This window comes from Sediminicoccus rosea (genome assembly GCF_033547095.1).
GTDB lineage: Bacteria > Pseudomonadota > Alphaproteobacteria > Acetobacterales > Acetobacteraceae > Roseococcus > Roseococcus rosea.
On record NZ_CP137852.1, the window covers coordinates 4,104,063 to 4,128,189 of the forward strand.

General features: G+C 70.1%; 26 protein-coding genes. 10 read left to right on the top strand and 16 right to left on the bottom strand.

Annotated elements, in window-relative coordinates; all coding sequences use genetic code 11:
* Positions 1 to 25: 25 nt before the first annotated feature.
* From R9Z33_RS19740 to R9Z33_RS19760, 5 genes are all read right to left on the bottom strand, one after another.
* Entirely contained in the window at positions 26 to 799 is a 774-nt protein-coding gene (locus tag R9Z33_RS19740; RefSeq protein ID WP_318648274.1) for an O-methyltransferase, read from the bottom strand.
* Positions 800 to 856: 57 nt separating this feature from the next.
* Complete coding sequence (locus R9Z33_RS19745; protein ID WP_318648275.1) at positions 857 to 1,834, bottom strand: Bug family tripartite tricarboxylate transporter substrate binding protein; 978 nt, start codon at positions 1,832 to 1,834, stop codon at positions 857 to 859.
* A gap of 102 nt (positions 1,835 to 1,936) precedes the next feature.
* Positions 1,937 to 2,905 (bottom strand): Bug family tripartite tricarboxylate transporter substrate binding protein, encoded by a 969-nt coding sequence (locus R9Z33_RS19750; protein WP_318648276.1) that lies wholly within the window; start codon positions 2,903 to 2,905, stop codon positions 1,937 to 1,939.
* A gap of 8 nt (positions 2,906 to 2,913) precedes the next feature.
* On the bottom strand, positions 2,914 to 3,870 hold the full coding sequence (locus R9Z33_RS19755; protein WP_318648277.1) for a Bug family tripartite tricarboxylate transporter substrate binding protein: 957 nt from the start codon (positions 3,868 to 3,870) through the stop codon (positions 2,914 to 2,916).
* Positions 3,867 to 4,361: a GlcG/HbpS family heme-binding protein gene (locus R9Z33_RS19760; protein WP_318648278.1), complete on the bottom strand. Its 495-nt coding sequence runs from the start codon at positions 4,359 to 4,361 to the stop codon at positions 3,867 to 3,869. The genes R9Z33_RS19755 and R9Z33_RS19760 overlap by 4 nt, the downstream gene beginning before the upstream one ends.
* Positions 4,362 to 4,534: 173 nt before the next feature.
* Between R9Z33_RS19760 and R9Z33_RS19765 the strand changes: the two genes are divergently transcribed.
* Positions 4,535 to 5,227: a CBS domain-containing protein gene (locus tag R9Z33_RS19765; protein ID WP_318648279.1), complete on the top strand. Its 693-nt coding sequence runs from the start codon at positions 4,535 to 4,537 to the stop codon at positions 5,225 to 5,227.
* A gap of 63 nt (positions 5,228 to 5,290) precedes the next feature.
* A complete protein-coding gene (locus R9Z33_RS19770) occupies positions 5,291 to 5,500 on the top strand; it encodes a hypothetical protein (protein WP_318648280.1) in 210 nt (69 codons plus the stop codon).
* Between the two features lie 36 nt (positions 5,501 to 5,536).
* On the opposite strand, the gene R9Z33_RS19775 is transcribed toward R9Z33_RS19770, so the two are convergent.
* The 6 genes from R9Z33_RS19775 to bhcR all read right to left on the bottom strand — a co-directional run bounded on the left by R9Z33_RS19775 (position 5,537) and on the right by bhcR (position 11,023).
* A complete protein-coding gene (locus R9Z33_RS19775) occupies positions 5,537 to 6,742 on the bottom strand; it encodes an ABC transporter substrate-binding protein (RefSeq protein ID WP_318648281.1) in 1,206 nt (401 codons plus the stop codon).
* On the bottom strand, positions 6,739 to 7,695 hold the full coding sequence (locus tag R9Z33_RS19780; RefSeq protein ID WP_318648282.1) for a branched-chain amino acid ABC transporter permease: 957 nt from the start codon (positions 7,693 to 7,695) through the stop codon (positions 6,739 to 6,741). The genes R9Z33_RS19775 and R9Z33_RS19780 overlap by 4 nt, the downstream gene beginning before the upstream one ends.
* Positions 7,696 to 7,699: 4 nt before the next feature.
* Positions 7,700 to 8,572, bottom strand: coding sequence for a branched-chain amino acid ABC transporter permease (locus R9Z33_RS19785; protein ID WP_318648283.1), 873 nt, complete (start codon positions 8,570 to 8,572; stop codon positions 7,700 to 7,702).
* A 2-nt stretch (positions 8,573 to 8,574) separates the two neighbouring features.
* Positions 8,575 to 9,279 (bottom strand): ABC transporter ATP-binding protein, encoded by a 705-nt coding sequence (locus tag R9Z33_RS19790; RefSeq protein ID WP_318648284.1) that lies wholly within the window; start codon positions 9,277 to 9,279, stop codon positions 8,575 to 8,577.
* A complete protein-coding gene (locus tag R9Z33_RS19795; RefSeq protein WP_318648285.1) occupies positions 9,269 to 10,048 on the bottom strand; it encodes an ABC transporter ATP-binding protein in 780 nt (259 codons plus the stop codon). Before R9Z33_RS19795 ends, R9Z33_RS19790 begins: the two co-directional genes overlap by 11 nt.
* Before the next feature lie 111 nt (positions 10,049 to 10,159).
* The gene (gene bhcR / locus R9Z33_RS19800; protein WP_318648286.1) at positions 10,160 to 11,023 is read right to left on the bottom strand and encodes an HTH-type transcriptional regulator BhcR; all 864 of its coding nucleotides are present in this window, start codon (positions 11,021 to 11,023) and stop codon (positions 10,160 to 10,162) included.
* Positions 11,024 to 11,182: 159 nt separating this feature from the next.
* On the opposite strand from bhcR, the gene gcl reads away from it, so the two are divergent.
* From gcl to R9Z33_RS19815, 3 genes are all read left to right on the top strand, one after another.
* Positions 11,183 to 12,964, top strand: coding sequence for a glyoxylate carboligase (gene gcl, locus R9Z33_RS19805; protein WP_318648287.1), 1,782 nt, complete (start codon positions 11,183 to 11,185; stop codon positions 12,962 to 12,964).
* Between the two features lie 89 nt (positions 12,965 to 13,053).
* Positions 13,054 to 14,007 carry a Bug family tripartite tricarboxylate transporter substrate binding protein gene (locus R9Z33_RS19810; protein WP_318648288.1) on the top strand — a complete coding sequence of 318 codons (954 nt, stop codon included), beginning with the start codon at positions 13,054 to 13,056 and terminating at the stop codon, positions 14,005 to 14,007.
* Positions 14,008 to 14,013: 6 nt separating this feature from the next.
* Positions 14,014 to 14,415 (top strand): VOC family protein, encoded by a 402-nt coding sequence (locus tag R9Z33_RS19815; protein ID WP_318648289.1) that lies wholly within the window; start codon positions 14,014 to 14,016, stop codon positions 14,413 to 14,415.
* Between the two features lie 6 nt (positions 14,416 to 14,421).
* Here R9Z33_RS19815 and R9Z33_RS19820 read toward each other — a convergent pair whose 3' ends face one another.
* Positions 14,422 to 15,987: an ABC transporter substrate-binding protein gene (locus tag R9Z33_RS19820; protein WP_318648290.1), complete on the bottom strand. Its 1,566-nt coding sequence runs from the start codon at positions 15,985 to 15,987 to the stop codon at positions 14,422 to 14,424.
* 51 nt (positions 15,988 to 16,038) lie between these two features.
* The gene (locus R9Z33_RS19825) at positions 16,039 to 16,503 is read right to left on the bottom strand and encodes an Hsp20 family protein (protein WP_318648291.1); all 465 of its coding nucleotides are present in this window, start codon (positions 16,501 to 16,503) and stop codon (positions 16,039 to 16,041) included.
* Between the two features lie 136 nt (positions 16,504 to 16,639).
* Between R9Z33_RS19825 and def the strand changes: the two genes are divergently transcribed.
* Genes def through truA form a run of 3 tightly spaced genes read left to right on the top strand, consistent with a single transcriptional unit; the run spans position 16,640 to position 18,909 of the window.
* On the top strand, positions 16,640 to 17,176 hold the full coding sequence (gene def, locus R9Z33_RS19830) for a peptide deformylase (RefSeq protein WP_318648292.1): 537 nt from the start codon (positions 16,640 to 16,642) through the stop codon (positions 17,174 to 17,176).
* Positions 17,169 to 18,089: a methionyl-tRNA formyltransferase gene (fmt, locus tag R9Z33_RS19835; RefSeq protein WP_404830618.1), complete on the top strand. Its 921-nt coding sequence runs from the start codon at positions 17,169 to 17,171 to the stop codon at positions 18,087 to 18,089. The genes def and fmt overlap by 8 nt, the downstream gene beginning before the upstream one ends.
* Positions 18,090 to 18,147: 58 nt before the next feature.
* Entirely contained in the window at positions 18,148 to 18,909 is a 762-nt protein-coding gene (gene truA / locus R9Z33_RS19840; RefSeq protein ID WP_318648293.1) for a tRNA pseudouridine(38-40) synthase TruA, read from the top strand.
* Positions 18,910 to 18,924: 15 nt separating this feature from the next.
* Here the strand turns inward: truA and R9Z33_RS19845 are convergent, their stop codons facing one another.
* The 3 genes from R9Z33_RS19845 to dapD are packed head-to-tail and all read right to left on the bottom strand — an operon-like array spanning position 18,925 to position 21,441.
* A complete protein-coding gene (locus tag R9Z33_RS19845) occupies positions 18,925 to 19,503 on the bottom strand; it encodes a hypothetical protein (protein WP_318648294.1) in 579 nt (192 codons plus the stop codon).
* Positions 19,491 to 20,624: a succinyl-diaminopimelate desuccinylase gene (dapE, locus tag R9Z33_RS19850; RefSeq protein ID WP_318648295.1), complete on the bottom strand. Its 1,134-nt coding sequence runs from the start codon at positions 20,622 to 20,624 to the stop codon at positions 19,491 to 19,493. Before dapE ends, R9Z33_RS19845 begins: the two co-directional genes overlap by 13 nt.
* Positions 20,617 to 21,441 (bottom strand): 2,3,4,5-tetrahydropyridine-2,6-dicarboxylate N-succinyltransferase, encoded by an 825-nt coding sequence (gene dapD, locus R9Z33_RS19855; protein WP_318648296.1) that lies wholly within the window; start codon positions 21,439 to 21,441, stop codon positions 20,617 to 20,619. The genes dapE and dapD overlap by 8 nt, the downstream gene beginning before the upstream one ends.
* Positions 21,442 to 21,585: 144 nt before the next feature.
* On the opposite strand from dapD, the gene R9Z33_RS19860 reads away from it, so the two are divergent.
* Together R9Z33_RS19860 and R9Z33_RS19865 are read left to right on the top strand one after the other, a co-directional pair.
* Complete coding sequence (locus R9Z33_RS19860; RefSeq protein ID WP_318648297.1) at positions 21,586 to 22,245, top strand: invasion associated locus B family protein; 660 nt, start codon at positions 21,586 to 21,588, stop codon at positions 22,243 to 22,245.
* Between the two features lie 63 nt (positions 22,246 to 22,308).
* Positions 22,309 to 24,123, top strand: a complete 1,815-nt coding sequence (locus R9Z33_RS19865) for a CocE/NonD family hydrolase (protein WP_318648298.1) — start codon at positions 22,309 to 22,311, stop codon at positions 24,121 to 24,123.
* Positions 24,124 to 24,127: the final 4 nt, after the last annotated feature.

Consider the following 24,127-nt stretch of genomic DNA (forward strand, 5'->3'; position numbering starts at 1 on the left):
GGCCCCGATCCGGCCCAGGGCAAGGCTACCAGCCGAGGTCGCCCTCGCCTTTCGCGCGCTCCACATTTTCGGAGAACGCCGCGAGGTCGCGGGTGAAGATGGCGGTGCACCATTCGATCTTGTTGACGGGGCCCGGGCCGTAGAAATCGATGCGGTGGAAGCCCTGCTCCCGCAGGAAGCGATAGGCGGCGTTGTATTGCCAGCGATCGGCATTGTCGAAGACCAGGAAGCCCCCCGGCTTGAGGTGGCGGGGCGCCAGCCAGGCGGCGAAACAGCGGGCCATGCCATCCACCACGATCACGTCGAAGCGCCCGGGCCCATGCGCCTCGATCTCGGTGGCATAGGCGGCGAAATCCTCGGTGAGGAGGCCATGCATGACGTTGTGGCCGTCATCATGGCTGACGGGCAGGTCGGGCGCGGTGGCGAGGAAGCGCTTGAGCAGCGCGCGCTGCTTCGCGGGCAGCGCCGCGCCGCGCTCGCGCGTGATGATGTTCAGGTGACCGGGCCCCACGGCGGCCACGCGCCCAGCCCAGCCCGCGTCATGCTCGACGGAGATGACCTCGGCCACCCGTGCCGCCCACCAGAGCGAGGAACCACCGCAGCCATATTCGAAGACACGGAACTCCGGGCGGACCAGGCGCGCGAGCTGCCGCAGCGCCGGATAGGTGATGTAGGGCACATAGCCCGCATGGTCGCGCGGGGTGCCGTCCAGGCTGGCGAACCAGCCCAGCCGGTCGAGATAGCCGCGGGCGAAGTGATAGACGGTCTCGTTCACCGCCGCGTGATGCTGGATGCTCATCCTGGGCTCCGGGTTTGGCCGGAGGATGAGCGACCGATGCTTAACGCAAGGTAAGCATCAATCCGCCGTGGCGCCCGAGAGCCGGACCACCTCGGTCCAGCGCGCCATGTCCTCGCGCAGGAAGGCGGCGTATTCGGCACGGCTCATCGGCGCGGGCTCGGCGCCCGCCGCGCGGATGCGCTCGCCGATCACGGGGTCGCGCAGCATGGCCTGCGTCAGGCGGTTCAGCGCCTCCAGCACCGGCTCGGGCGTGCGGGCGGGCGCCACGAAGCCGAACCAGGCGCGCACGTCGAAGCCGGGCAGCACCGTCTCGGCCAGCGTCGGCACGTCGGGGGTGAAGGGCCAGCGCTGCGGCGTGGTGACGGCGAGCAGCTTGATCCGCCCCTCGCGCACATGCGGCAGGTAGAGCGGCACGTTGTCGATCACGACGCCGACCTGCCCGCCCAGGAAATCCACGACGAGCGGCGCCGATCCGCGGAAGGGGACGTGCACCATCTCGATGCCCGCGCGCAGCTTGAAATACTCCTGCGTCACATGGCCCGAGGTGCCATTGCCCGGCGAGCCGCAATTCAGCCGTCCCGGCTGCGCCTTGGCCAGGGCGATCAGCTCCGCGATCGTGTTCACCGGCACCGAAGGGTGGACGAAAATCCCGTTGGCGACGACGGAAATGGCGCTGATCGGCGCGAAGTCCCGCAGCACGTCGTAGTTGAGCCGCCCGGCCCGCAGCGCGGCACCCGCCGTCATCGAGATGGAGGTGGAGAGGAAGGTGTGCGCGTCATCGGCACGGGCGGTCTGTTCATTGGCCAGCGTGCCGCCGCCGCCGATGCGGTTCTCGACCACGACGGGCTGGCCCAGCACGGGCCCCAGCCGGTCGGCCAGCATGCGGGCATAGATGTCGGGCAGGCCGCCCGGCGGAAAGCCCACCAGCATGCGGATGGGCCGCGCCGGCCAGCCGGGCACGCCCGAACCCTGGGCTTGCACGGTGACGGGCAGCAGGGCGGAGGCCGCCAGCGCGTGGCGTCGGGTGAGCATCATGTTCCATCTCCCGAAAGAGGGGGGATCGGACCACGGCGCGGAACGCCACGAAAGCACAATCTGCGCGCCGCCGCGTGTCGCGGCGGCGGAGATGCCCGTTCCTCAGTCAGCCTGGATGCGGAATTCGCGCACCAGGCCGCCCCATTGGGCGATCTGCCGATCGAGGAAGGGGCCGAACATCGCCTTGTCGCCCAGCACCACGCGGGCCTGCTGGGTTTCCGTCATGGTGCGGTTCACGCGTTCCTCCTGGAAGGATTCCTTGAGGGCCGTGAACATGCGCGCCTGGATGGCGTCCGGCGTGCCATGCGGCGCGAAGACGCCCCACCAGGCCTCCGCCTCCAGCCCGGCGAAGCCTCCCTCGACGGCGGTCGGCACCTGGGCGAGCGCGGGCAGGCGCTCAGGTCCGAACTGCACGATGGGGCGCAGCGTGCCGCCCGCGATGTGCGGCGCGACCACGGCCGCGCTGCCGATCATCATCTCGACATGCCCGGCCACCGTGTCGTTCACGGCGAGGCCGCCGCCACGATAGGGCACATGCGCCATGCGGATATTGGCCCGCGAGCCGAGCAGGATCATCGTCAGGTGGCCGATCGTGCCATTGCCGGTGCTGCCGTAGCTCACCCCATCGGGGCGGGCGCGGGCGGCGGCCACCACATCGGCCAGGCTGCGATAGGGCTTGTCCGGCCGCGTCGCGATGACGTAGGGCGCGCCGCCGATCAGCATGACGGGATCGAGATCCCGGGTCAGGTTGAAGGGCAGGTTGGGCAGCAGGGCGGGCAGCGTCGCGTGGCTATCGAAGGTCAGCAGCCAGGTCTGGCCGTCGGGCCGCGCCGTCGCCACCACCTGCGTGCCGAGCGAGCCGGCCGCACCGCTGCGGTTCTCGATGACCACCGGCACGCCGAGGCGCTGCGAGAGGCCAGGTGCCGCGAGGCGCGCCACCGCATCCGTGCTGCCGCCCGGCGCGAAGGGCACGACGATGCGGATGCTGCCCGAGGGCCAGGTTTGCGCTTGCGCGATGGCGGGCGCGGCCAGGGTGGCGCCGAGGACGGCGCGGCGTGTGATGCGGTTCATGTTTCCCCCTATTCCAGTCGGGCGCCGGTGGCGGCCACGATGGGCCGCCACTTTGCCTGTTCGGCGGCGATGTAGTCGCGGCTCTGGTCGGGCGACAAGCGCCCCCCCACCTCGAAGCCCGCCGCCTCCAGCTCGGCGCGGAACTCGGCGACGGCCAGCGTGGCGGTGATGGCCGCGGCCAGCCGCGCGCGGATCGGCTCGGGCGTGCCCGCGGGCAGCATGACGGCGAGCCAGACGGCGGCCTCGAAGCCGGCGAGGCCCAGCGCCTCGGCCACCGTCGGCACCTCGGGCACGAGCGGGCTGCGCGCGGTGGAGGCCACGGCCAGCATGCGGGCGCGGCCGGCGCGGTGCTGCTCCAGCGTGGTGGCGACCGTGTCGGTCAAGGCATCCAGGTGGCCACCCAGCAGATCCGCCATGGCGGGCGCGCTGCCGCGATAGGGGACGTGCTCGATGTTCACGCCGGCTTCGCGCTTGAACAGCTCGAAGGACATGTGGAGGTAGCTGCCGGTGCCGGGTGAGCCATAGCGCAGCGCGCCGGGCCGCGCGCGCGCGGCGGCGACCAGGGCGGGCAGGCTGTCCGCCACGCCCGGCCGCACCACGAAGGCGACGGTGGCGGCCCCCGGGATGGCGACGGGCAGGAAATCGCGCAGCGGGTCGAATTGCGGGCGCTCGGCCAGCAGCGGGTAGAGGCCGAGGGTGCTGGCGGTGCCAAAGAGCAGCGTCTGCCCGTCGGGGCGCGCGCGCGCCGCCTCCAGCGTGCCGATGGCGCCTGCGGCCCCCGTGCGGTTCTCGATCACCACGGGCTGGCCGAGCTCGCCCGGGAGGCGGGCGGCGAGGCGGCGGGCGAACACGTCGGTCGCGCCGCCCGGCGGGAAGGGCACGATCATCCGCAAGGGCCGGTCCGGCCAGTTCTGCGCGAGCGCGGGCGTGGCGAGCGTGGCGGCGAGGAGGGCGCGGCGCTTCACAGCCCGGCCTCCCGCCAGCCCGGCGCCGGCTCATCCGGATGCGCGCCAAGGCCGGCCGCGCGGATGCCCATGATCGCGGCGTATTCGTCCCGGTCGGAGGCATCGCCCGAGACGCCCACGGCGCCGATCGCCTCGCCCGCCGCATTCAGAATGAGTACGCCGCCGGGCACGGGAATGAACCGCCCGTCGCTGGCGGCGGCGATGGCGGCCTGGAAGGCCACCCGCTCCTTCAGCCGGTCGCGCACGACGCGGCTGCCGATGCCCATGCCAAGGGCCGCCTGCGCCTTGCCGCGCGCGATCTCGAAGCGCAGCACGCCGCAGCCATCCTCGCGCTTGAAGGCCACGAGCTGCGCGCCGGCATCCAGCACGACGACGGCGAGCGGCAGCAGCCCCGCCGCGCGCGCCGCGCTGAGCGTGCCGTCCAGCACCGCCTCCGCCTCGGCGAGGCGCAGGGCCGACGCGACAGGGACCAGGAAATAGCCTTCGGCCATGGGCACGCATCCTCCAGCGTCTTGTTGCGCGGAGCCTATCGCATCGCGGCCGCGCGCGGGAGGGCGCGGCTTGATCCGGCGCAAGGCGGAGGGCGCCCGGATTTCCTAAACAGATTGCAACGCGCCGCCGCAGCAACGGCCACAGGCGCGCAACGCCGGAAGGACACGCACGCATGAAATCCAAGGACCTCATGACCACCAACCCCGTGGTCATCGCCCCCGACACCCCGGTCGCGGCCATTGCGGAGCTGCTGGCCGCGCGCGGCATCTCCGCCGTGCCGGTGGTGGATGCGGAGGGCGTGCCGCTGGGCGTCGTCACCGAGGGCGACCTGATCCGTCGCCTGGCCGATCGCCCGCCCGGCCCGCTCAGCTGGTTCCTGCAGCACTTCGGGGATTCCACGCCGCTGATCGAGCGCTTCGCCAAGGCGCATGGCAAGACCGCGCAGGATGTGATGACGAAGGAGCTGTTGACCGTCAGCGAGACGGAATCGGTGGAGCGCGTCGCGCAGCTCATGGAGCAGCATCACATCCGCCGCGTGCTGGTGGTGAAGGGCAACCATCTGGTCGGCATCATCAGCCGCGCCGACCTGCTGCGCGCGCTGCTGCGCGGCGAGGTGACGCCGCAGCAATCGCATGACGACCATACGATCCAGGTGGCGCTGGCGAAGGCGATGCGCGCCCAGCCCTGGGTGGACACCTTCTGGGTCTATCCTTCCGTGAAGACGGGGACCGTCACCTTCCACGGCTTCGCGCGCAACGACGCGACGCGCCAGGGCCTCGCCATCATGGCGCGGGCCATCCCGGGCGTGGTCGCGGTGCAGGACAAGATGGCGCCCATGCCGCTGATCCTGCGCGCGACCTTCTAGCGCGGGCATTCCCAAAGGCAGGTCCCGCCCCATATCGAACAGGCAAAAGAGATGGGGCGAGACATGCGGGACGAGACGACAGAGCAGCGTGAGGTGACGATCGCCGGCAAGTTCCTGGGCCTCGGGATCGTCGGCTGCACCGTCATCTATTGCATCTTCCTCGAGAAGTTCGGCACGCCGGAGGCGCAGGCGAACATGCTCTGGTACCTGTTCGGCGCACTGGCGGCGGGCATCATCATCCCGCTCCTTTTCTGCCGCCGCCCCCTGCGCTGAGCCGACGGCAGAAGGGGCGGCAGAGGGCGCGCCGCGTCAGACGTTCGCGCCCTCGATCACATTGCCGAAGCGCACCCAGCCGGAGCCATCCCAGCGCTGCAATTGCATCTGCCGGATGACGTTGAAGTTGGTCGGCTGGCTCTGCACCTTCACGCCCGGCAGCAGCGTCGCGATGTCCATCGGCGCGATGTTCGTCGCCTGGCGCATGATGTTCTCGCGGCTGAAGTCGTTGCCGCATTGCCGCAGCACCTGGATCATCGTGGTGCCGACGCCGTACCCATAGGTGAAGTTGTTGTCGGTCAGATCGGCGCCGGGGATGAAGCGTTGCATGAAGCCGCGCCATTCGTTCATGCCGGGATCATTGGCCCAGGCCGGGTCGCTCTGGTCCTTGCGGTAGTCGGAGGTGATGAGGCCGACGCCCCGCTCACGGCCCGCCGGTTCCATCACGGCGCCGACCGAGACGGAGACATTGGTCATGAACATCATGGGCCGCCAGCCGATGTCATGCACGCGGCGGATCGCCTGCGCGGCGAAGCGCGGGATGACGCCGCAGATCAGCACATCCGCGCCGCTCGCCTGGAGCTGGACGATCTGGCTGTCCACCGTCGGGTCGGTCGCCTCGTTGGTGGCGACGCGCACCATGGAGCTGAAGCGCGCGCCCAGCACGTCGCGCACGCCGTTCAGGTAGTCCCGCCCGAAATCATCATTCTGATGGAGCAGCGCGATGCGCGCATTGGGTCGCGTCTCCAGGATGTGCTTCGCGTAGATCTGCGCCTCGACGCGGTAGCTGGGCTGCCAGCCGATGGTCCAGGGGAATTCGCGCGGATTGGCCCATTTGTCGGCGCCGGTCGCGAGGAAGAGATGCGGCACGCGGCGCTGGTTCATGTAGCGATGGACGGCGTTGTTGGTAGGCGTGCCGAGCTGGTTGAAGGTGAAGGCCACGCGGTCCTGCTCCACCAGGCGGCGCGTCTGCTCCAGCGTGCGCGGCGGCGAATAGGCATCGTCATAGACGGTGAAGTTCACGCGCCGGCCGGCGACGCCCCCCTCCTCGTTCAGCCGGCGGAACATCGCCGTGAGGCAGGTGGAGATGACCGAATAGGCCGAGGCGGGCCCCGAAAGCGAATTGGTGCTGCCGATGCGGATCTCGTTCGCGGTGACGCCCGGCGCCTCCTGCGCGGGGGCGATGTTGGGTGCCGCCAGCGTGGCGCCGGAGGCGATGAGAAGCGTGCGACGCGTGGTCATGATGGTTCCCTCCCAGGAATGACGCGTTTCTTGGTGGTGAGGCGGCGGACCAGCCCGGCCACGCCGTCCGGCAGGACGAAGAGGAAGAGGATGAGGATGGCGCCATAGATCACGCCGGGCGCCGAGCGGCTGATGGCTTCCGCGAGATTGGGCACGAAGAGCACGAAGAGCCCGCCAAAGACCGAGCCCAGGATGGAGCCGACACCCCCCACCACCATGCCGACGAAGAGGCTGATGGAGAGGATGAAGGTGAAGCTGTCCGGCGCCACGAACTCCACCACCGCGGCCGAGAGCGAACCCGCAATGCCGGTGATGATCGCACTCACGGCGAAGGTACGCGTCTTGATGCTGGCGAGGTCCATGCCCATCGCCTCGGCGGCCGTCGGGTTGTCGCGCACCGCCATCATGGCGCGGCCGATGCGCCCGCGCAGCAGGTTGGCCGTAAGCCAGTAGCAAAGGCCCGCGACGATGAGGGCCACGAGGTACATGTACTGGTCGGACGTCAGCTTCAGCCATTCCGGCGCCTCGGGCTTCAGCAGGAAGAGCCCCTGCACGCCCCCGGTCCAAGCCTCGACGGCCTTGTGCTTCAGGATCTGCGGCACGGCGACGGCGAGCGCGAAGGTGGTGAGCGCCAGATAAAGCCCGCCCAGGCGCAAGGCCGGAAAGCCCACCCCCCAGCCCACCGCGCCGCAGACCAGGGCGGAGACCGGCAGCGTCGCCCAGAAGGACCAGTCGAGCAGCGACATGGGGATGGCCGTCGCATAGGCGCCGACGGCGAAGAAGGCGCCATGCCCCAGCGAGATCTGGCCATTATAGCCGGTGACGATGTTCAGCCCGAGCACGGCGAGCGCCATGATGACGGCCTGGGTGAGCTGGAAGAGGTGAAACCCCTCCAGCAGCCAGAGCGGCAGCAGGGCCAGGACCAGTCCGGCGGCGAGGAGGAGCGGCCGCATCCGCTCAGACCCGGCTGAAGACGACGCGGCCGAAAAGGCCGGAGGGCCGCACGACCAGCACGCCGATGATGATGACCAGCGCCACGGTGAGCTTGAGCTCCGTCCCGACCACATAGGCGCCGGCCAGGTTCTCCAGAACGCCCACCATGAAGCCGCCGATGACCGCGCCGCTCGGATTGTCGATGCCGCCCAGCAGGGCGCCCGCGAAGGCGTAGAGCAGGATGCCCAGCATCATGTTGGGGTCAAGGAAGACGGCGGGGGCCACCATCATCCCCGCCACCGAGCCGATGGCGGCCGCCAGCCCCCAGCCCAGCGCCAGCATCCAGCCGACGCGGATGCCGACCAGCCGCGCCGAGCGCGGATTGTAGGCGGCGGCACGCATGGCGAGGCCGAGCGAGGTGTGCGCGAAGAAGAGATAGACCAGGATCAGCACGGCCAGCGTCACCGCCGTGCTGCCCAGTTCATGCGCGGAGACGAGGCCGCCGAAGAGCAGCCCGTCGCTCTGGAAGGGAGTCGGGAAGGCCTTGGTGGTGTGGCCGAAGATCCAACCCGTGGCATTGCTGATGATGAGCAGCATGCCGATGAAGACCCCCACATGCGTCAGCACCGGTGCGTTCTGAACCGGCCGCATCAGAATGCGCTCCACCAGCGCGCCGATGACGAAGGAGACGACCAGCGTGGCGAAGAAGGCGGCCCAATAGGGCAGCCCGGCCTGGATCATGGTCAGCGCGATGAAGGTGGAGAGGGTCGCCATCTCCCCTTGCGCGAAGTTCACGTGATGGGTCGCCTGATAGATCATCACCAGCGCGAGGGCGACCGAGGCGTAGATGCCGCCTGTCGCGATGCCGGCGATCAGCTGATGGGCAAATCCGTCCATGCTCAATACCCCAGATAGGCGCGGCGGATGGCCTCGTCCTGCCGGATCTCGGCGGCGGGGCCCGAGGTCACGATGTGCCCCGTCTCGATCAGGTAGGCGCGGTCGGCGAGTTCCAGCGCCAGGTTCGCATTCTGCTCGACCAGAAGGATGCCCACGCCGCTTTCCTCGCGGATGCGCCGCATGATGCCGAAGATCTCCTGCACGATGAGCGGCGCGAGGCCGAAGGAGGGCTCGTCCAGCAGCAGCAGCTTCGGCCGCATCAGCAGCGCGCGGGCGATGGCGAGCATCTGCTGCTCGCCGCCCGAGAGCGTGCCGGCCTGCTGCTTCCAGCGCTGCCTCAGGCGCGGGAACCACTCCCACATGCGCTCGAAATCGGCCTGCACCTGGGCATCCCGCCGCGTATAGGCGCCGAGCTTGAAGTTTTCCTCGACGGTGAGTTCCATGAAGGTGCCCCGCCCATCGGGAACATGCGCGACGCCCAGGCGAGCGATCTCCTCCGTCGCCATGCCGGTGATGCGCCGGCCTTGGAAGATCACATCCCCTTCCACGCGGATCATGCCGCAGACGGCGCGCAGCGTGGTGGTCTTGCCCGCGCCGTTGGCGCCGAGCAGCGCGGTCACGCTGCCCTCCTCCACCACGAAATCCAGGCCGTGCAGCACCTGGATGGGGCCATAGCCGCCGTGCAGCTTCTTCACCTCAAGCAGCATGCGCGTCGTGCCCGTCACCCAAATAGGCCCGGATCACCTCCGGGCTGGTGCGCACCTCATGCGGCGTGCCGTCGGCGATCTTCTTGCCGAAATCCAGCGCCACCACCTTGTCCGAGACCCGCATCACCAGGCTCATGTGATGCTCGACCAGCAGGATGGAGAGCGCGAAGCTCGCGCGGATCTGCTCCAGCAGCCGCGCGAGCTCATCCACCTCGCCATGGTTGAGGCCGCCCGCCGGCTCGTCCAGCAGCAGCAGCCTCGGCTGGGAGATCAGCGCGCGCGCCATCTCGACGCGCTTCTGCGTGCCGAAGGGCAGGTCCGCCACCGGCACATCCGCCACATCCTCGAGTGACAGCAGGCCCAGCAGCTCATCGGCGCGGCGGGCGGCCACGCGGTCCTCCTCGCGCGCGGCGGGCAGGCGCAGCGCATGGGCCAGGAAGCCGGCGCGGCCTTGGGAATGGGCACCCGACAGCACATTCTCCCGCACCGACATGCTGCGGAACAGCGCGAGGTTCTGGAAGGTGCGGCCCAGGCCCAAGGGCGCCATGGCGTGGCGCGGCAGGCCCGTGGTGCTGGTGCCCGCGAAGGTGACGCTGCCCTCGCTTGGCCGGTAGATCCCGCTGATGATGTTGAAGAGCGTGGTCTTGCCCGCGCCATTGGGCCCGATCAGCCCGCAGATCTGGCGCTCCTCCACCGCGAAGGAGACGCCGGCGACCGCCGTGACGCCGCCGAAGCGCATCACGACATCGCGCACGTCAAGCAGCGACAAGCGCCGCCCCTGGACTGGTGGGACGCATGCTGTCCTCCCTCCGCCGCTCCGCGGCCGGATGTTTCTTGGAGCGGAATGCAGCCCGAAATCGCGCGAGGCCGCAAGGAGAATTCACGCGGCGCGAACGGCCTCGGGGAGGATGCCGCCCATGGCCTGGGTCAGCGCCGCCGCCGCGCTCCGCACGCGCGGCCCCATGGCGGCGACCTTCGCGTCATCCATCCGCACCGTGGGGCCGGAGATGGAGACGCCGCCCACCGGCTCGCCGAATTCGTTGAAGACGGCCGCCGCCACGCAGCGCATGCCAAGGTTGCGCTCCTCGTCATCCACCGAGAAGCCGCGCGCGCGGATGCCGATGAGATCGGCGATCAGGCTCGCGCGCGTCGCATGCGTCTTGGGCGTGAAGACCTCGAGCGGCAGGCGCTTGAGCAGCGCGTCACGCTGCCGCGCCTCGGTGAAGGCGAGGATGGCCTTGCCGATGCCCGAGGCATGCAGCGGGCTGCGCGTGCCGGGGCGGAAGAAGGCACGGATGGCTTCGTGCGTCTCGACCTGGCTCACGAAGACGACGCAATCCTCGTCGGCCAGCGCCAGGTTCGCCGTCTCACCCGATTCCAGCATCAGGTCCTGGATGATCGCGCGCCCCTGCTCGGCCAGCTTGCGCCGGCGCAGGAAGCCCGCCCCCATGCGGAAGGTCTCGATGCCGATGAACCAGAGCTGGTCCGCCTCGTTGAACTCCACCATGCCGTGCGCCTGCAGCGTGGTGAGCATGCGGTAGGCGGTGGAAGCCGCGATGCCCGATTGCTGCGAGATCTCGGTGAGCGAGAGGCCGTTGCCGGCGGAGAGGAGCTTCATCAGCGCGATGGCGCGATCCAGCGACTGGACCGAGGCGGCCTCGCTCGGCTGGGCCGTGCCGCGGGGGCGCCCGCGGGAGCGCTTTTCGCCGGCGGGCCTCGCAACCCCGGAAATATTTTTTGCCATCTGGAAAACCCCAAGCGCGATGGAAAACCTTAATCGGTTCCGGCTCAGTGTGTTAGACCTATTTTTCCGCATTGCAAAATAATATTCTGAAAAAATTGCACCAAAAGGCGGCAGCTGTCATTCCTCCCTGGTCGCAACGACCTCGCAGGGGATGAACTCATGGCCAAGATGCGCGCAGTGGATGCAGCGGTTCTCGTGCTGGAAAAGGAGGGCGTGGACTGCGCCTTCGGTGTCCCCGGGGCCGCGATCAACCCCTTCTATTCCGCGATGAAGAAGCGCGGCTCCATCCGCCACATCCTGGCGCGCCACGTCGAGGGCGCCTCGCACATGGCCGAGGGCTATACCCGCGCCAAGGCCGGCAATATCGGCCTGTGCATCGGCACCTCCGGCCCCGCCGGCACCGACATGATCACCGGCCTCTACTCCGCCCAGGCCGACAGCATCCCCATCCTCTGCGTCACCGGCCAGGCGCCGCGCGCCAAGCTGCAGAAGGAGGATTTCCAGGCGGTGGACATCGCCGCCATCGCGGGCCCGGTGACGAAATGGGCGGTGACGGTGATGGAGCCCTACCTCGTGCCCATGGCCTTCCAGAAGGCCTTCCACCTCATGCGCTCCGGCCGCCCGGGCCCGGTGCTGATCGATCTGCCGGTGGACGTCCAGGTCGCCGAGATCGAGTTCGACATCGAGACCTACACGCCGCTCCCCGTCTACAAGCCCGCCGCCAGCCGCGCCCAGATCGAGAAGGCGCTGACCATGCTGAACGAGGCGGAGCGCCCGCTGATCGTGGCCGGCGGCGGCATCATCAACGCCGATGCCTGCGCCGAGCTGGTGGAATTCGCCGAGATCACCGGCATCCCCGTCATCCCGACGCTGATGGGCTGGGGCGCCATCCCCGATGACCATGACCTGATGGCCGGCATGTGCGGCCTGCAGACCAGCCACCGCTACGGCAATGCGAACATGCTGGCCTCCGACTTCGTGCTCGGCATCGGCAATCGCTGGGCGAACCGCCACACCGGCAGCGTGGACAAGTACACCGCCGGCAAGAAGTTCATCCATGTGGACATCGAGGGCACGCAGATCGGCCGCGTCTTCGCGCCCGACTACGGCATCGTCTCCGACGCCTTCGCCGCGCTCGACCTCTTCGTGAAGGTGGCGATCGAGTGGAAGACGGCGGGCAAGCTGCGCGACCGCAGCGCCTGGGCCGCGGAATGCCTCGCGCGCAAGCACTCCATGCTGCGCGAGACGCATTACGACCAGGTGCCGCTCAAGCCGCAGCGCGTCTACCAGGAGATGAACGAGGCCTTCGGGCGGGACACCTGCTACGTCACCACCATCGGCCTCAGCCAGATCGCGGGCGCGCAGCACCTGCGCGTCTACAACCCGCGCAACTGGATCAATTGCGGCCAGGCCGGCCCGCTGGGCTGGACGCTGCCGGCGGCACTCGGCGTGCGCGCCGCCGATCCGGACCGCGAGATCGTGGCCCTCTCGGGCGACTACGACTTCCAGTTCCTGATCGAGGAGCTGGCTGTGGGCGCCCAGCACAAGCTGCCCTACCTGCATGTGGTGGTGAACAACTCCTACCTGGGGCTGATCCGCCAGGCGCAGCGCGGCTTCGAGATGGATTTCGAGGTCTCGCTCGCCTTCGAGAACATCAACATGGAGCATGACGAGAACCTGGCCGGCTACGGCGTGGATCACGTCGCCGTGGCCGAGGGCCTGGGCTGCAAGGCGATCCGCGTGAAGAGCCCGAACGAGTTCAAGCAGGCCTTTGCCGATGCCAAGGCGCTGATGCAGGAGCATCAGGTGCCGGTCGTGCTGGAATTCATCCTGGAGCGCGTGACCAACATCCCGATGGGCACCGAGCTCGACAACGTCAACGAGTTCGGCGGCGCGCTGGACGCTGCGCCGGCAGCGAAGGAGATGGCGGCGGCGAAGTGAGCCGCCCGCTTTCTTCTCGCTCTTGCCAGGCGGGGTGATAGGCTCCCAGCCACGCGCACATCCATGCGGCGCGAGATCTGGGAGCCTCCATGCGCCGTATCCTGCTCGCCACGCTGCTCGCCCTCGCGCTGGCCCCGCCCGCCTGGGCCTGGCCGGACCGGCCGGTGCAGATCATCGCGCCCTTCGGCCCGGGCACCTCGGTGGATATCGTCGCCCGCATCCTGGCCCCCAGGCTGCAGGCCGCCTGGGGCCAGCCGGTGGTGGTGACCAACGTCACCGGCTCGGCCGGGATCATCGGCGTGGATCGCGCCGTGCGGGCGACGGATGGGCACACGCTGCTGCTCTCGGCCGATGCCGCCATCGTCGTGCGCGTCAGCATGGCGCCCCGCCCGCCCTATGATCCGCGGCGGGACCTGGCGCCCATCTCCCTGATCGGCCGCACGGCCAACATCCTCGTCGTCGCCAACAGCCTCCCGGTGCAGAGCCTCGCCGACCTCGTGGCGCTCGCCCGCGCGCGGCCCGGCACCCTCACCTTCGGCCATGCGGGCAACGGCACCTCGCAGCATATCGGCGGCGAGATGCTGGCCCAGATGGCGGGGCTGGAGCTTACCGGCGTCGCCTATAACGACCCCGCCGCGCAGATCCAGGACGTGCTCACCGGCCGCGTCACCATGTCCTTCCAGAGTGGCGTGGTCGCCCTGCCGCGTGTGCGTGACAATGCCTGGCGCGCGCTGGCCGTCTCCTCCCCGGCCCGGATGCAGGTCGCGCCCGAGCTGCCGACCGTGGCCGAACTTGGCTATCCCGGCTTCGACGCGGTGGCCTGGCTTGGCATGCTCGCACCCGCCTCCATGCCGCCCGCGCAGATCGCGCAGGTGCATCGCGCGGTGGTGGCCGCGCTCGCAGAGCCCGAGGTCCGCGCGCGCCTGCAGGAGCTGGGCGTCGAGCTCGCGGGCAGCTCGCCCGAGGAGTTCCGCGCGATGATCGAACGTGAAATCCCCCGCATGGCCGGCGTGCTGCAACGCGCCGGCATCCGCCCGGAGTGACGCCACATGCCGCTTGGAGCCCTCAATCACTTCACCGTCTATACGGTGGACCTCGCGCGCACGCGGGATTTCTGGCGGGACGTGATGGGGCTGACCGATGGCGACCGGCCGCCGCTCGGCTTCCCCGGCCATTGGATGTATTCGGCGGGTGCCCCCACCGTGCATCTCGTCGGCCCGCGCGAGGGCGATGACGGCAAGCCCGCCCGCCGCACCCAGCCGACCGGCCAGCTCGACCACATCGCCTTCAGCGCCACCGGCCTCGCCGAGATGCGCGAGCGGCTGCGGCGGCACGACATCCCCTTCCGCGAGATGGTGGTCCCGCGCGACGGGCAGACGCAGCTCTTCTTCCACGACCCGGACGGCGTCGGGATCGAGCTGAACTTCACGGCCTCGGAGGCCGGGAGCTGAGGCGCGCTACTGCGGCCGGACGCCCATGGCGATGGTGCGCTCATCCATGCGCGGATCGTGGCGCAGCCCGCGCCGCACCGCCCAGGTGTTGAGATACTGCACGAGCTGGATCACCGGGCGCTCCTCGGCGAACATCTTCACCGCCTCCTGCCACATCGCCTCGCGCCGCTCATCATCCATGGTGGCCGAGGCCTCGGCCGTGAAGGCGTCGAAGCGCGGGTTGGAATAGCGGGCGTTGTTGTTGGCCCCCGTCAGGCGCTGCCGGTCATGGGTCGAGACGATGTTGACCAGGAAATTCGACGCCTCGCCGGTCGAGCTGCCCCAGGCGCCGATCTGCATGCCGAATTCGATGCGCGCGCGGCGCGGCACGAAGCCGGTCCAGGGCAGCGCATCCACCTGGGTCCGCACGCCGATGCGCGTCCACATCTGCGCGACACCCTGGGCGAGGCGCGCATCATTGGGCCAGCGGTCATTGGGGGTGGAGAGCGTCAGGCGGAAGCCGTCCGGGAAGCCTGCCTCGGCCAGCAGGCGGCGCGCGCCATCGGGATCGAAGGGGTCGGGGCGGACCTGCGGGTTGTAGCCGAAGGCGCCCGGCGGCAGCCATTGCGCGGTGGATTGCGCGGCCCCCTCCATCACGCGCTCGACCAGCGCGTCGCGGTTGATGGCAAGGCTGAGCGCGCGCCGCACCCGCGGATCCTTGAAGGGATTGGCGGCGAGCGGCTGGCCGGCATTGTCCGTGACGCCGGGCGGCGCGCCCTCGCGCGAATAGTCGGGCGCCATGTAGACGGTGCGAAGGCTCGGGATCTCGGTCACCGTCACCCGGGGATCGCGCCGCAGCCGCGCGAGGTCGCTGGTCGGGATCTGCTCGATCACGTCCACATCGCCGGCCAGCAGGGCCGCGGTGCGCGAGGCATCGTTCAGCAGCATGCGGTAGCTCACGCGCGCCCAGGGCTCGGCCCCGCCGAAATAGGCGTCGTTGCGCGTCATCTCCACGCGGTCGCCCGCGCGGAAGGAGACGAAGCGATAGGGCCCGGTGCCGATGGCAGCACGCCCGCTGTTGAAATCCTCCGTCGCCGCCCCCTCCGCGGCATGGCGCGCGATGATGGAGACCGAGGCGAGGTCGAGCGGCATGAGCGGATGCGGCGCGCGCGTGTGCAGGCGGATCAGATGCGGGTTCACCACCTCGACGCGCTCGATGGCGCGGAGGAAGCCACCGAAGCCGCCCGGGCTGTTCGGCACATTGGGCACGCGGGCGAAGGTGAAGACCACGTCGTCCGCCGTGAAGGGCCGGCCGTCATGCCAGGTGACGCCCTGGCGCAGCTCCAGCTCCCAGATGGTGTCCGAGACGGGGCGCCAGGCGGTGGCGAGCGAGGGATGCGGCCGTGCCCGGCCGTCGCGCTCGATCAGCCGGTCGAAGATGTGCATGGTCAGCGCGTTGTTCGGGCCGACATTGTGGAAATGCGGGTCGATCGTCGTGACCGGCGCACCGGAGCCGATGCCGAGCGTCTGTGCCTGACCATGCACCGAAATGCCGATCGCCGCCGCGAAGACCGCCGTGACCCACTTGCCCATCATCACCTCCCGCTGTTGGGCGGAAGGCTAACACCGGGGCAATGCGGCCGGCTACTCTTCCTCGCGCCGCACGCGGCTTTGCACCACGGGGCGGCTCGGCCCCGCGCCCTGGCGGCTGATGGGGATGGAGCGGACCTTCACCTCCGGCATGGGGCGCTGGAGATCGATGTGCAGCAGGCCGTTGTCCAGGAAGGCGCCCTCCACCTCGATCCCCTCGGCCAGCACGAAGGCGCGCTGGAACTGCCGCGCCGCGATGCCGCGATGGATGAAGATGCGCCCCTCCGAGTCGTCCCGCTGGCGCCCGCGGATGACAAGCTGGTTGTCCTCCTGCGTGATGGCCAGGTCATCCATCGAGAAGCCGGCGACGGCCAGGGTGATGCGCAGCCGCGCCTCGCCCGTCTGCTCGATGTTGTAGGGCGGATAGCCCTCGGCGTTCTTCTGGACGCGGTCGAGCATCTGTTCGAGGTGGTCGAAGCCGAGAAACAGCGGCGAACCGAACACCGAAGATCGAGACATGCAGCCTCCTGCCGGGAGCGAGGACCGTCCCGCGCCCCGTTGTGGCGGCGCCGGACAGGCCAAGACTTGGCCCGGCCCGGGCCGGCTTGCAAGGTCCGTTGCCAGTGCGGGGGCCAGGCGCTACCTCACGCCCATCATGAGCGACGAAAAACTCCCCATCCTGCTGGTGCCCGACCCCCGGCTGCGCCTGAAGTGCCGCCCGGTGGGCGAGGGCGACGGCGATGCGGTGCGCGCCCTGGCCCCGCGCATGCTGGCCACGATGTATGCCGCGCCCGGCATCGGGCTCGCCGCCCCCCAGGTCGGCTCGGACCTGCGCCTCTTCGTGCTGGATTGCGGCGGCAAGGACACGCCGGAGCCAATGGTGCTGGTGAACCCCGAGATCATCGCCGAGAGCAAGGAGCGGGGCCTGCGCGAGGAGGGCTGCCTCTCCCTGCCCGGCCTCTATGCCGATGTGGAGCGGCCGCAGCGCATCAAGATCCGCTGGCGCGAGCTGGACGGTACGCGCAAGGAGATGGAGGCGGACGGCCTGCTCGGCGTCTGCATGCAGCACGAGATGGACCACCTGAACGGCGTGCTGTTCGTGGACCATCTCTCGGCGCTGAAGCGCAACATGATGCTGCGCAAGCTCGCCAAGGAACTGAAGAACAAGGCGCGGGACGCGGAGGGTGGGTAGGCCCCTCCGCATCGCGTTCATGGGCAGCCCGGACTTCGCGGTCCCTGCCCTTCACGCGCTGCACGCGGCCGGGCATGACATTCGTGCCGTCTATACCCAGCCGCCCAAGCCCGCCGGGCGCGGCCAGCAGGAAACCCCCTGCCCCGTGCATCGCGCGGCGCTCGCCCTCGGCCTTGAGGTCCGCACGCCGGCGCGGGTGAAGCGGGATCCGGCGGCGCACGGGGCCTTCGCGGCGCTCGACCTCGATGTGGCGGTGGTGGCGGCCTATGGGTTGATCCTGCCGCCGGCCATGCTCGAGGCTCCGCGGCGCGGCTGCCTGAACATCCATGCCTCGCTGCTGCCGCGCTGGCGCGGCGCCGCCCCCATCCATGCCGCCATCCTGCACGGCGATGCCGAGAGCGGCGTGACCATCATGCGCATGGAGGAAGGCCTCGACACCGGCCCCATGCTGCTGCGCGAGGCGGTGCCGCTCACGCCCCGCAGCACCACGCCCGAACTGCACGATGCGCTGGCCGAGATCGGCGCGCGGCTCATCCTGCGCGCGCTGGAGGAAGCGCCGCCCGAAACGCCGCAGCCGGCGGAAGGCGTGACCTATGCCGCCAAGCTCACCAAGGCGGATGGACTGCTGGACTGGACCGAGCCAGGCGCCACGCTCGATGCTCGGGTGCGTGCGATGAACCCCTGGCCCGGCGCCTATTTCCAGCATGCGGGCGAGGTGCTGCGCGTGCTCTCCGCGGAACCGGTGGCAGGCACCGGCGCGCCGGGCACGGTGCTTCCGGGGCCGGGCCTCGTCGTCGCCTGTGGCAGCGGCGCGCTGCGCCTCACCCGCCTGCAACGCCCCGGCCGTGCCGCGATGGATGCCGATGCGCTGCTCCGCGGCTACGCCCTGCCGCCCGGCACGCAGCTCGGCTGATGCCGAAGCCTTTGCCTGGCCGGCAGCCGCCACGCCAACCCTGCCGGCAGCTCGGCTGATGCCGAGCTATGCCCTCCTCGTCGAATATGACGGCACGGGCCTGGTCGGCTGGCAGCGCCAGCCCAACGGCCTCTCGGTGCAGCAGGTGATCGAGGAAGCCGCGTCCCACCTCAATGCCGGCGTCGCGCCGCTCGCGACGGCGTCCGGCCGCACCGATGCGGGCGTGCATGCCGAGGGGCAGGTGGTGCAACTCGCCGTCAGCGCCGAATTGCCGCCGGTGCGGCTGCGCGCGGCGCTCGACTTCCACACCCGGCCGCATCGCATCGCCATTCGGGGCGCGGCCTTCGCGGCCGAGGGCTGGTCGCCGCGCTTCTCGGCGGTGCAGCGCCATTACCGCTATCGCGTCCTCAACCGCGCGGCCAAGCCCGCGCTGGAGGAAGGGCGCGTCTGGCATGTGCCCCTCCCGCTCGATGCCGGGGCGATGCACGCGGCGGCGCAGCTCCTGCTCGGCCGGCATGATTTCTCGGCCTACCGCGCCGCCTCATGCCAGGCGGAATCGCCGCTGCGCACGCTGGAGCGGCTGGATGTGGTCCGCGTGGGGGAGGAGGTGCAGATCCTCGCCTCGGCGAGGAGCTTCCTGCACCATCAGGTCCGCAACCTCGTCGGCACGCTGCATGAGGTGGGGCTGCGCCGCCGCCCGGTGGAGTGGCCGCGCGCGGTGCTGGACGGGCGGGACCGCCGGGCGGGCGGCCAGACCGCACCGCCCCAGGGCCTCACCTTCCTGCGCGTGGATTTCCCGGAGCCGCCTGAGTGGTCTTGACTCGACCGGCTCTGATCAGGTGCCGGCGATGCGGCCTGTGACGCCGCCGATGAAGAGGCCCAGCGCCAGGTCCAGCACCACGAACATCACCGCCGTCATGCTCTGCACGCCAAGGGCCGTGCGCGCCACGAACCATTCGAGCCACATGGCATAGCCCACGGCGGCAAGGCCCAGCGCATTGCCCACCCAGGCAGGCAGGCCCAGGGCGGGCGGCACCAGCAGGACCACCAGCAGCAGGTACTGGACGATGTTGCTCCAGTTCCAGGCCGCGATGAATTGCGGCCATTGCTCGGTCCGCTTCGCCTGCTCGGCCAGGATGCGCGAGGCGAGCGCGAAGGCCACCCAGCCCAGCACATAGCCCACCAGCTCACCCGCCAGCGCCACCGCCACGCCGGCTGGCGGCGGCGATTGCAACCACCAGGCGATCAGGCGCAGCGCGATGAACAGCGGCAGGCAGACCAGCGCGGCCACGAAGGAATGGCGCGCGGAGTCCATCCCCGGCGGAATGAGCAGCAGCCCCTCCGCCCGGCCGCGCGCGAAGAGCCAGGCCGATGCCAGCCCGTTGACGATGCTGGGCGAGCTCAGCGGAGGCACTCCTCGATCACGGCGCGGTAGACGCCGGCCAGCGCGCGCAGCTCGGCCACCGGCGCGCATTCGTCGCGCTGGTGCAGCGTGGCGCCCACGGCGCCCAACTCCGCCACCGGGCAGTAATGGGTGATGAAGCGCGCATCGGAGGTGCCGCCGCCGGTGTCGAGCTTCGGGGTCACGCCCGTGCTGCGCTCGACGGCGCGGCGCAGCGCCTCGACGAAGGGGCCGGGCTCGGTGAGGAAGCTCTCGCCCGAGACCTGCACGCGCATCTCGTGGTCCGGCGCATGCTCGGCCAGAACGGCCTCGAGATGCGCCGTCAGCGCGGCCGAATTGTGCTTGTCGTTGAAGCGGATGTTGAGGAAGGCGCGCGCCTCGGCCGGGATCACGTTGGTGGCGCTGTTGTCCACCTGGATGCCCGTCACCTGCAGCGTCGAGGCCTCGAACCACTCGCTGCCCTGGTCGAGCGGCGTGCTGGTGAGCGCATGCAGCACGCGCGTCAGCCGATGCACCGGATTGTCGGCCAGCTGCGGATAGGCGCTGTGGCCCTGCTTCCCGCGCACCGTGATCCAGGCATTCATGCTGCCGCGCCGGCCGATCTTGATGGTGTCGCCCAGCACGGCTTTGGACGTGGGCTCGCCCACCACGCACATGTCGGGCGTGTGGCCGTTCTGCGCCATCCATTCGAGCACGCGGCGCGTGCCATCCACCGAAGGCCCCTCCTCATCGCCCGTGATGAGCAGCGAGAGGGAGCCCGGATGGCTCGGGTTCGCGTCGAGGTAGTCCGTCAGCCCCGCGACGAAGGCGGCGATGCCACCCTTCATGTCGCAGGCGCCGCGGCCATACAGCATGCCGCTGCGGATCACGGCGGCGAAGGGGCTGTCGGCCCAGGCGGCCTCGTCGCCCGGCGGCACCACATCGGTGTGGCCCGCATAGCAGAGATGCGGGCCCTCCGTGCCGCGCCGCGCGAAGAGGTTGTCCACCTCGTTGAAGCGCAGCCGCGTGCAGGTGAAGCCGAGCGGCCGCAGCGCCGCCTCCATCGCGTCCAGCGCGCCGTCATCCGCCGGCGTCACGCTCCGGCAGCGGATCAGCGCCTGCGCCAGCGGAACCGGATCGGTCGTGTCAGTCACGCAGCAGGTCGTTGATGCTGGTCTTGGCGCGGGTCTGCGCGTCCACCCGCTTCACGATCACGGCGCAGTAGAGCGACGGGCCGGGCGAGCCGTCCGGCAGCGGCTTGCCGGGCAGGCTGCCGGGCACCACCACCGAATAGGCCGGCACGCGGCCCACGAAGATCTCGCCGGTCGCACGATCAATGATCTTCGTCGTCGCGGACAGGAACACACCCATGGAGAGCACCGAGCCCTGCTCGACGATCACGCCCTCCACCACTTCGGAGCGCGCGCCAATGAAGCAGTCATCCTCGATGATGACGGGGTTGGCCTGCAGCGGCTCGAGCACGCCGCCGATGCCGACACCGCCCGAGAGATGCACGTTCTTGCCGATCTGCGCGCAGGAGCCGACGGTGGCCCAGGTGTCCACCATGGTGTTGGCGCCGACATGGGCGCCGAGATTCACGAAGCTCGGCATCAGCACGACGTTGGGTGCGATGTAGGCGGAGTGCCGGGCCACGGCGCCGGGCACCGCGCGGAAGCCCGCTTCCTTCCAGCGGTTCGGGCCCCAGCCGGCCCACTTCAGCGGCACTTTGTCGTAGGCGCCGGCGGCCGTGTCCATCGGCGCCGAATCGGTCAGCCGGAAGGAGAGCAGGACGGCCTGCTTCAGCCACTGGTTCACCTGCCAGCCGGCCGCACCCTTTTCCGCCACGCGGGCCTCGCCGCGATCGAGCATCTCGAGCGCCGCCATCACATCATCGCGGGCCTGCCCCTGCGTCGTGGCGGAGAGCGTGTCGCGCTTCTCCCAGAGGGCTTCGATGCGGGCTTGCAGGGTCATGGTGTGCGGGCTCCTTCGATGTCGCGCAGAGGCTTCGCAGCGGGGGGCCGGGGTGTCAATCTCGGGCGTCGCATTCCCCGGCCAGCTTTCGGCGCCGGGCCGGGTGCTGCTACATCAGCCCAGGCCCTTCGCAGGAATTTCAGCATGGCATCGCTTCCGTGGAACCTCCTTCTCGCCCCGGCCCTGGCGCTGGGCCTGGTCGGCGCGGCCCAGGCGCAGCCGGCGCGCCCCGCGCCGCAGCAGGCCCCAGCCCCGGCGCCCGCCCCCACGCCTGCTCCGGCGCCCGCCGCCGCGCCCGCACCCAGCGCGCCGCCCGCCGCCGACCTGCCCGACCGCACCCAGGCGAATTTCGGCGACTGGCTGATGCGCTGCGAAACCCAGCGCCCGCAGGGCCAGCCCGTGCTGCGCGTCTGCGAGACGGCCATCGCCATGACCGACCAGCGCGGCCAGACCATCGCCCAGGTCGTCCTCGGCCGCATCGGCCGCACCGACGCCTACCGCATGCTGGTGCAGCTGCCGGTCGAGCTGCGGGTGGACCAGGCCGCGCGGCTGGTGCTGGACCCGGCCGCCACGCCGGCCGAGGCGATCAACCTGCCCTTCCGCCTGTGCAGCGCCTCGCGCGGGGGCTGCTTCGGCGAGACCGAGGCCCTGGCGCCCGTGCTGATCAACCGCTTGCGGTCGCGCGGCGAGGGCCAGGGCCGGCTTGATTTCCGCGACAGCGCGGGGCGCGAGGTGCAGATCCTCTTCAGCTTTCGCGGCTTCGGCCAGGCGATGGATGCATTGGCACGCGAGACGGGCGGCTGACGCCGCATTGACGCGAGGCACCCGCATGCCAAGCTCCCCGCCTGCTTCCGGGGACCACGACACTTGGCCGATGCCGATCTGAACAGCGCCGCCTGGCGCGTCCCGCCCAGCCGCTACTGGGCCTCCCGACCGGCGGAGTTCACGCTGCCGGGCAAACCCCTCTCCCGCTACGTCACGATGCGCGACGGCTGCCGCCTCGCCGTGGATGTCTGGCTGCCCCAAGGGGCGACGGGGCCCGTGCCGGCCATCCTGATCCACACCCCCTACTACCGCCGTTTCGCCATGCGGCCCGGAGGCGAGGGCGAATCCTGCCCCAACGCCGCCAAGTTCCGCGACGCCTTCGTGCCGCGCGGCTATGCGCTGGTCGTGGTGGACATCCGCGGCACGGGGGCGAGCTTCGGCACGCGCGACAGCTTCCGCTCGCCGCGCGAGCGCGAGGATGCGCGCGCGATCAGCGACTGGATCGTGGCGCAGGACTGGTCGGATGGGCGCATCGGCGCCACCGGCATCTCCTATCCGGGCGCCGCCTCGGACTTCCTCGCCAGCACCGGCCATCCGGCGGTGCGCGCCATCATCCCGCTCTTCGCCGTCTGGGACACCTGGGCGGATCACTACTATCCGGGCGGCGTGTTCCTGAACCGCCTGGCGCAGGTCTATGACGAGCTGATGGTCGCCATGGACCATGACCGGCGGGACCTGCTGGGCAAGGTCAGCTACTTCTCCAACCCCGACCTCGCCGGCCCCGCGCCGGTGGATGAGGACGCGGATGGCACCCTGGTGCGGGAGGCGGTGGCGCAACATCTCGGCAATTTCCGCATGCCGGATTTCATCACCGACCTCGCCTTCCGCGAGGAGGCGCTGCCCTATGACCCGAGCTTTTCCTCGGCGCAGATCAGCCCCTATGCCGTCTCGCACGAGATCCCCAAGGATGTGGCGATCTACGCCGTCTCGGGCTGGCTGGATGGCGTGGGCTACGCCAATTCCGCGATCGCCCGGTATCTCACCATGCGCGGCAACCCGACGCATCTGCTGCTGGGCCCCTGGGACCATGGCGCGCGCTGCAATGTCTCGCCCTGGCGCGGGCGCATCGAGCCGGAATTCGCGCTGCTGGGCGAGATGCTGCGCTTCTTCGACGAATACCTGATGGGCCGTGAGACGGGCCTGCGGGACGAAGCGCCGATCCACTACTTCTCCATGCATGGCGAGACGTGGAACGCGGCCCGGCAATGGCCGCCCATCCCGGAGACGACGCGGCTGCATTTCAGCCCCGGCGCACTCGGCACCGCGCCAGGCAGCAACGCCGTGGCCGAGCACCCGAGCGACTTCGCCTGGGGCTCCGGCGGGGGCACGCGCTATGAGCGCATCGCCGCCATCAACGCGCTCGACTACCACACGGACTGGACCGAGCGCGTGGCGGAGCTGCCCGGCTACGACACCGCGCCCTTCACGCAGGACATGGTGCTGAGCGGACATGTCATCGCCGACCTCACCATCGCCTCCAGCGAGGCCGATGCCTCCATCCTCTGCTACATCTCGGAGATCGAGGCCGATGGCACGGCGCGCTACGTGACCGAGGGCCTGCTTCGCGCGCTGCACCGGAAGGAAGCGCCAAACCCGCCGAACTACCAATCCACCTGGCCGTTCCGCAGCTTCCACCGCGCCGATGCGAAGCCGCTGACGCCCGGCACGGCCGAGCGCATGCGGATTCCGCTGCTGCCCACCTCCTGGGTGTTCAAGGCGGGCTCGCGGCTGCGTTTCTCGCTGGCCGGGACGGATGCGGATCACATCAAGCAGATCCCGCATGGGCGGCCACCGGTGCTGAGCCTGCATCTCGGCGCCTCGGCGCTCGACCTCCCCCTCAAGCCGTATCAGGAGTGACCCG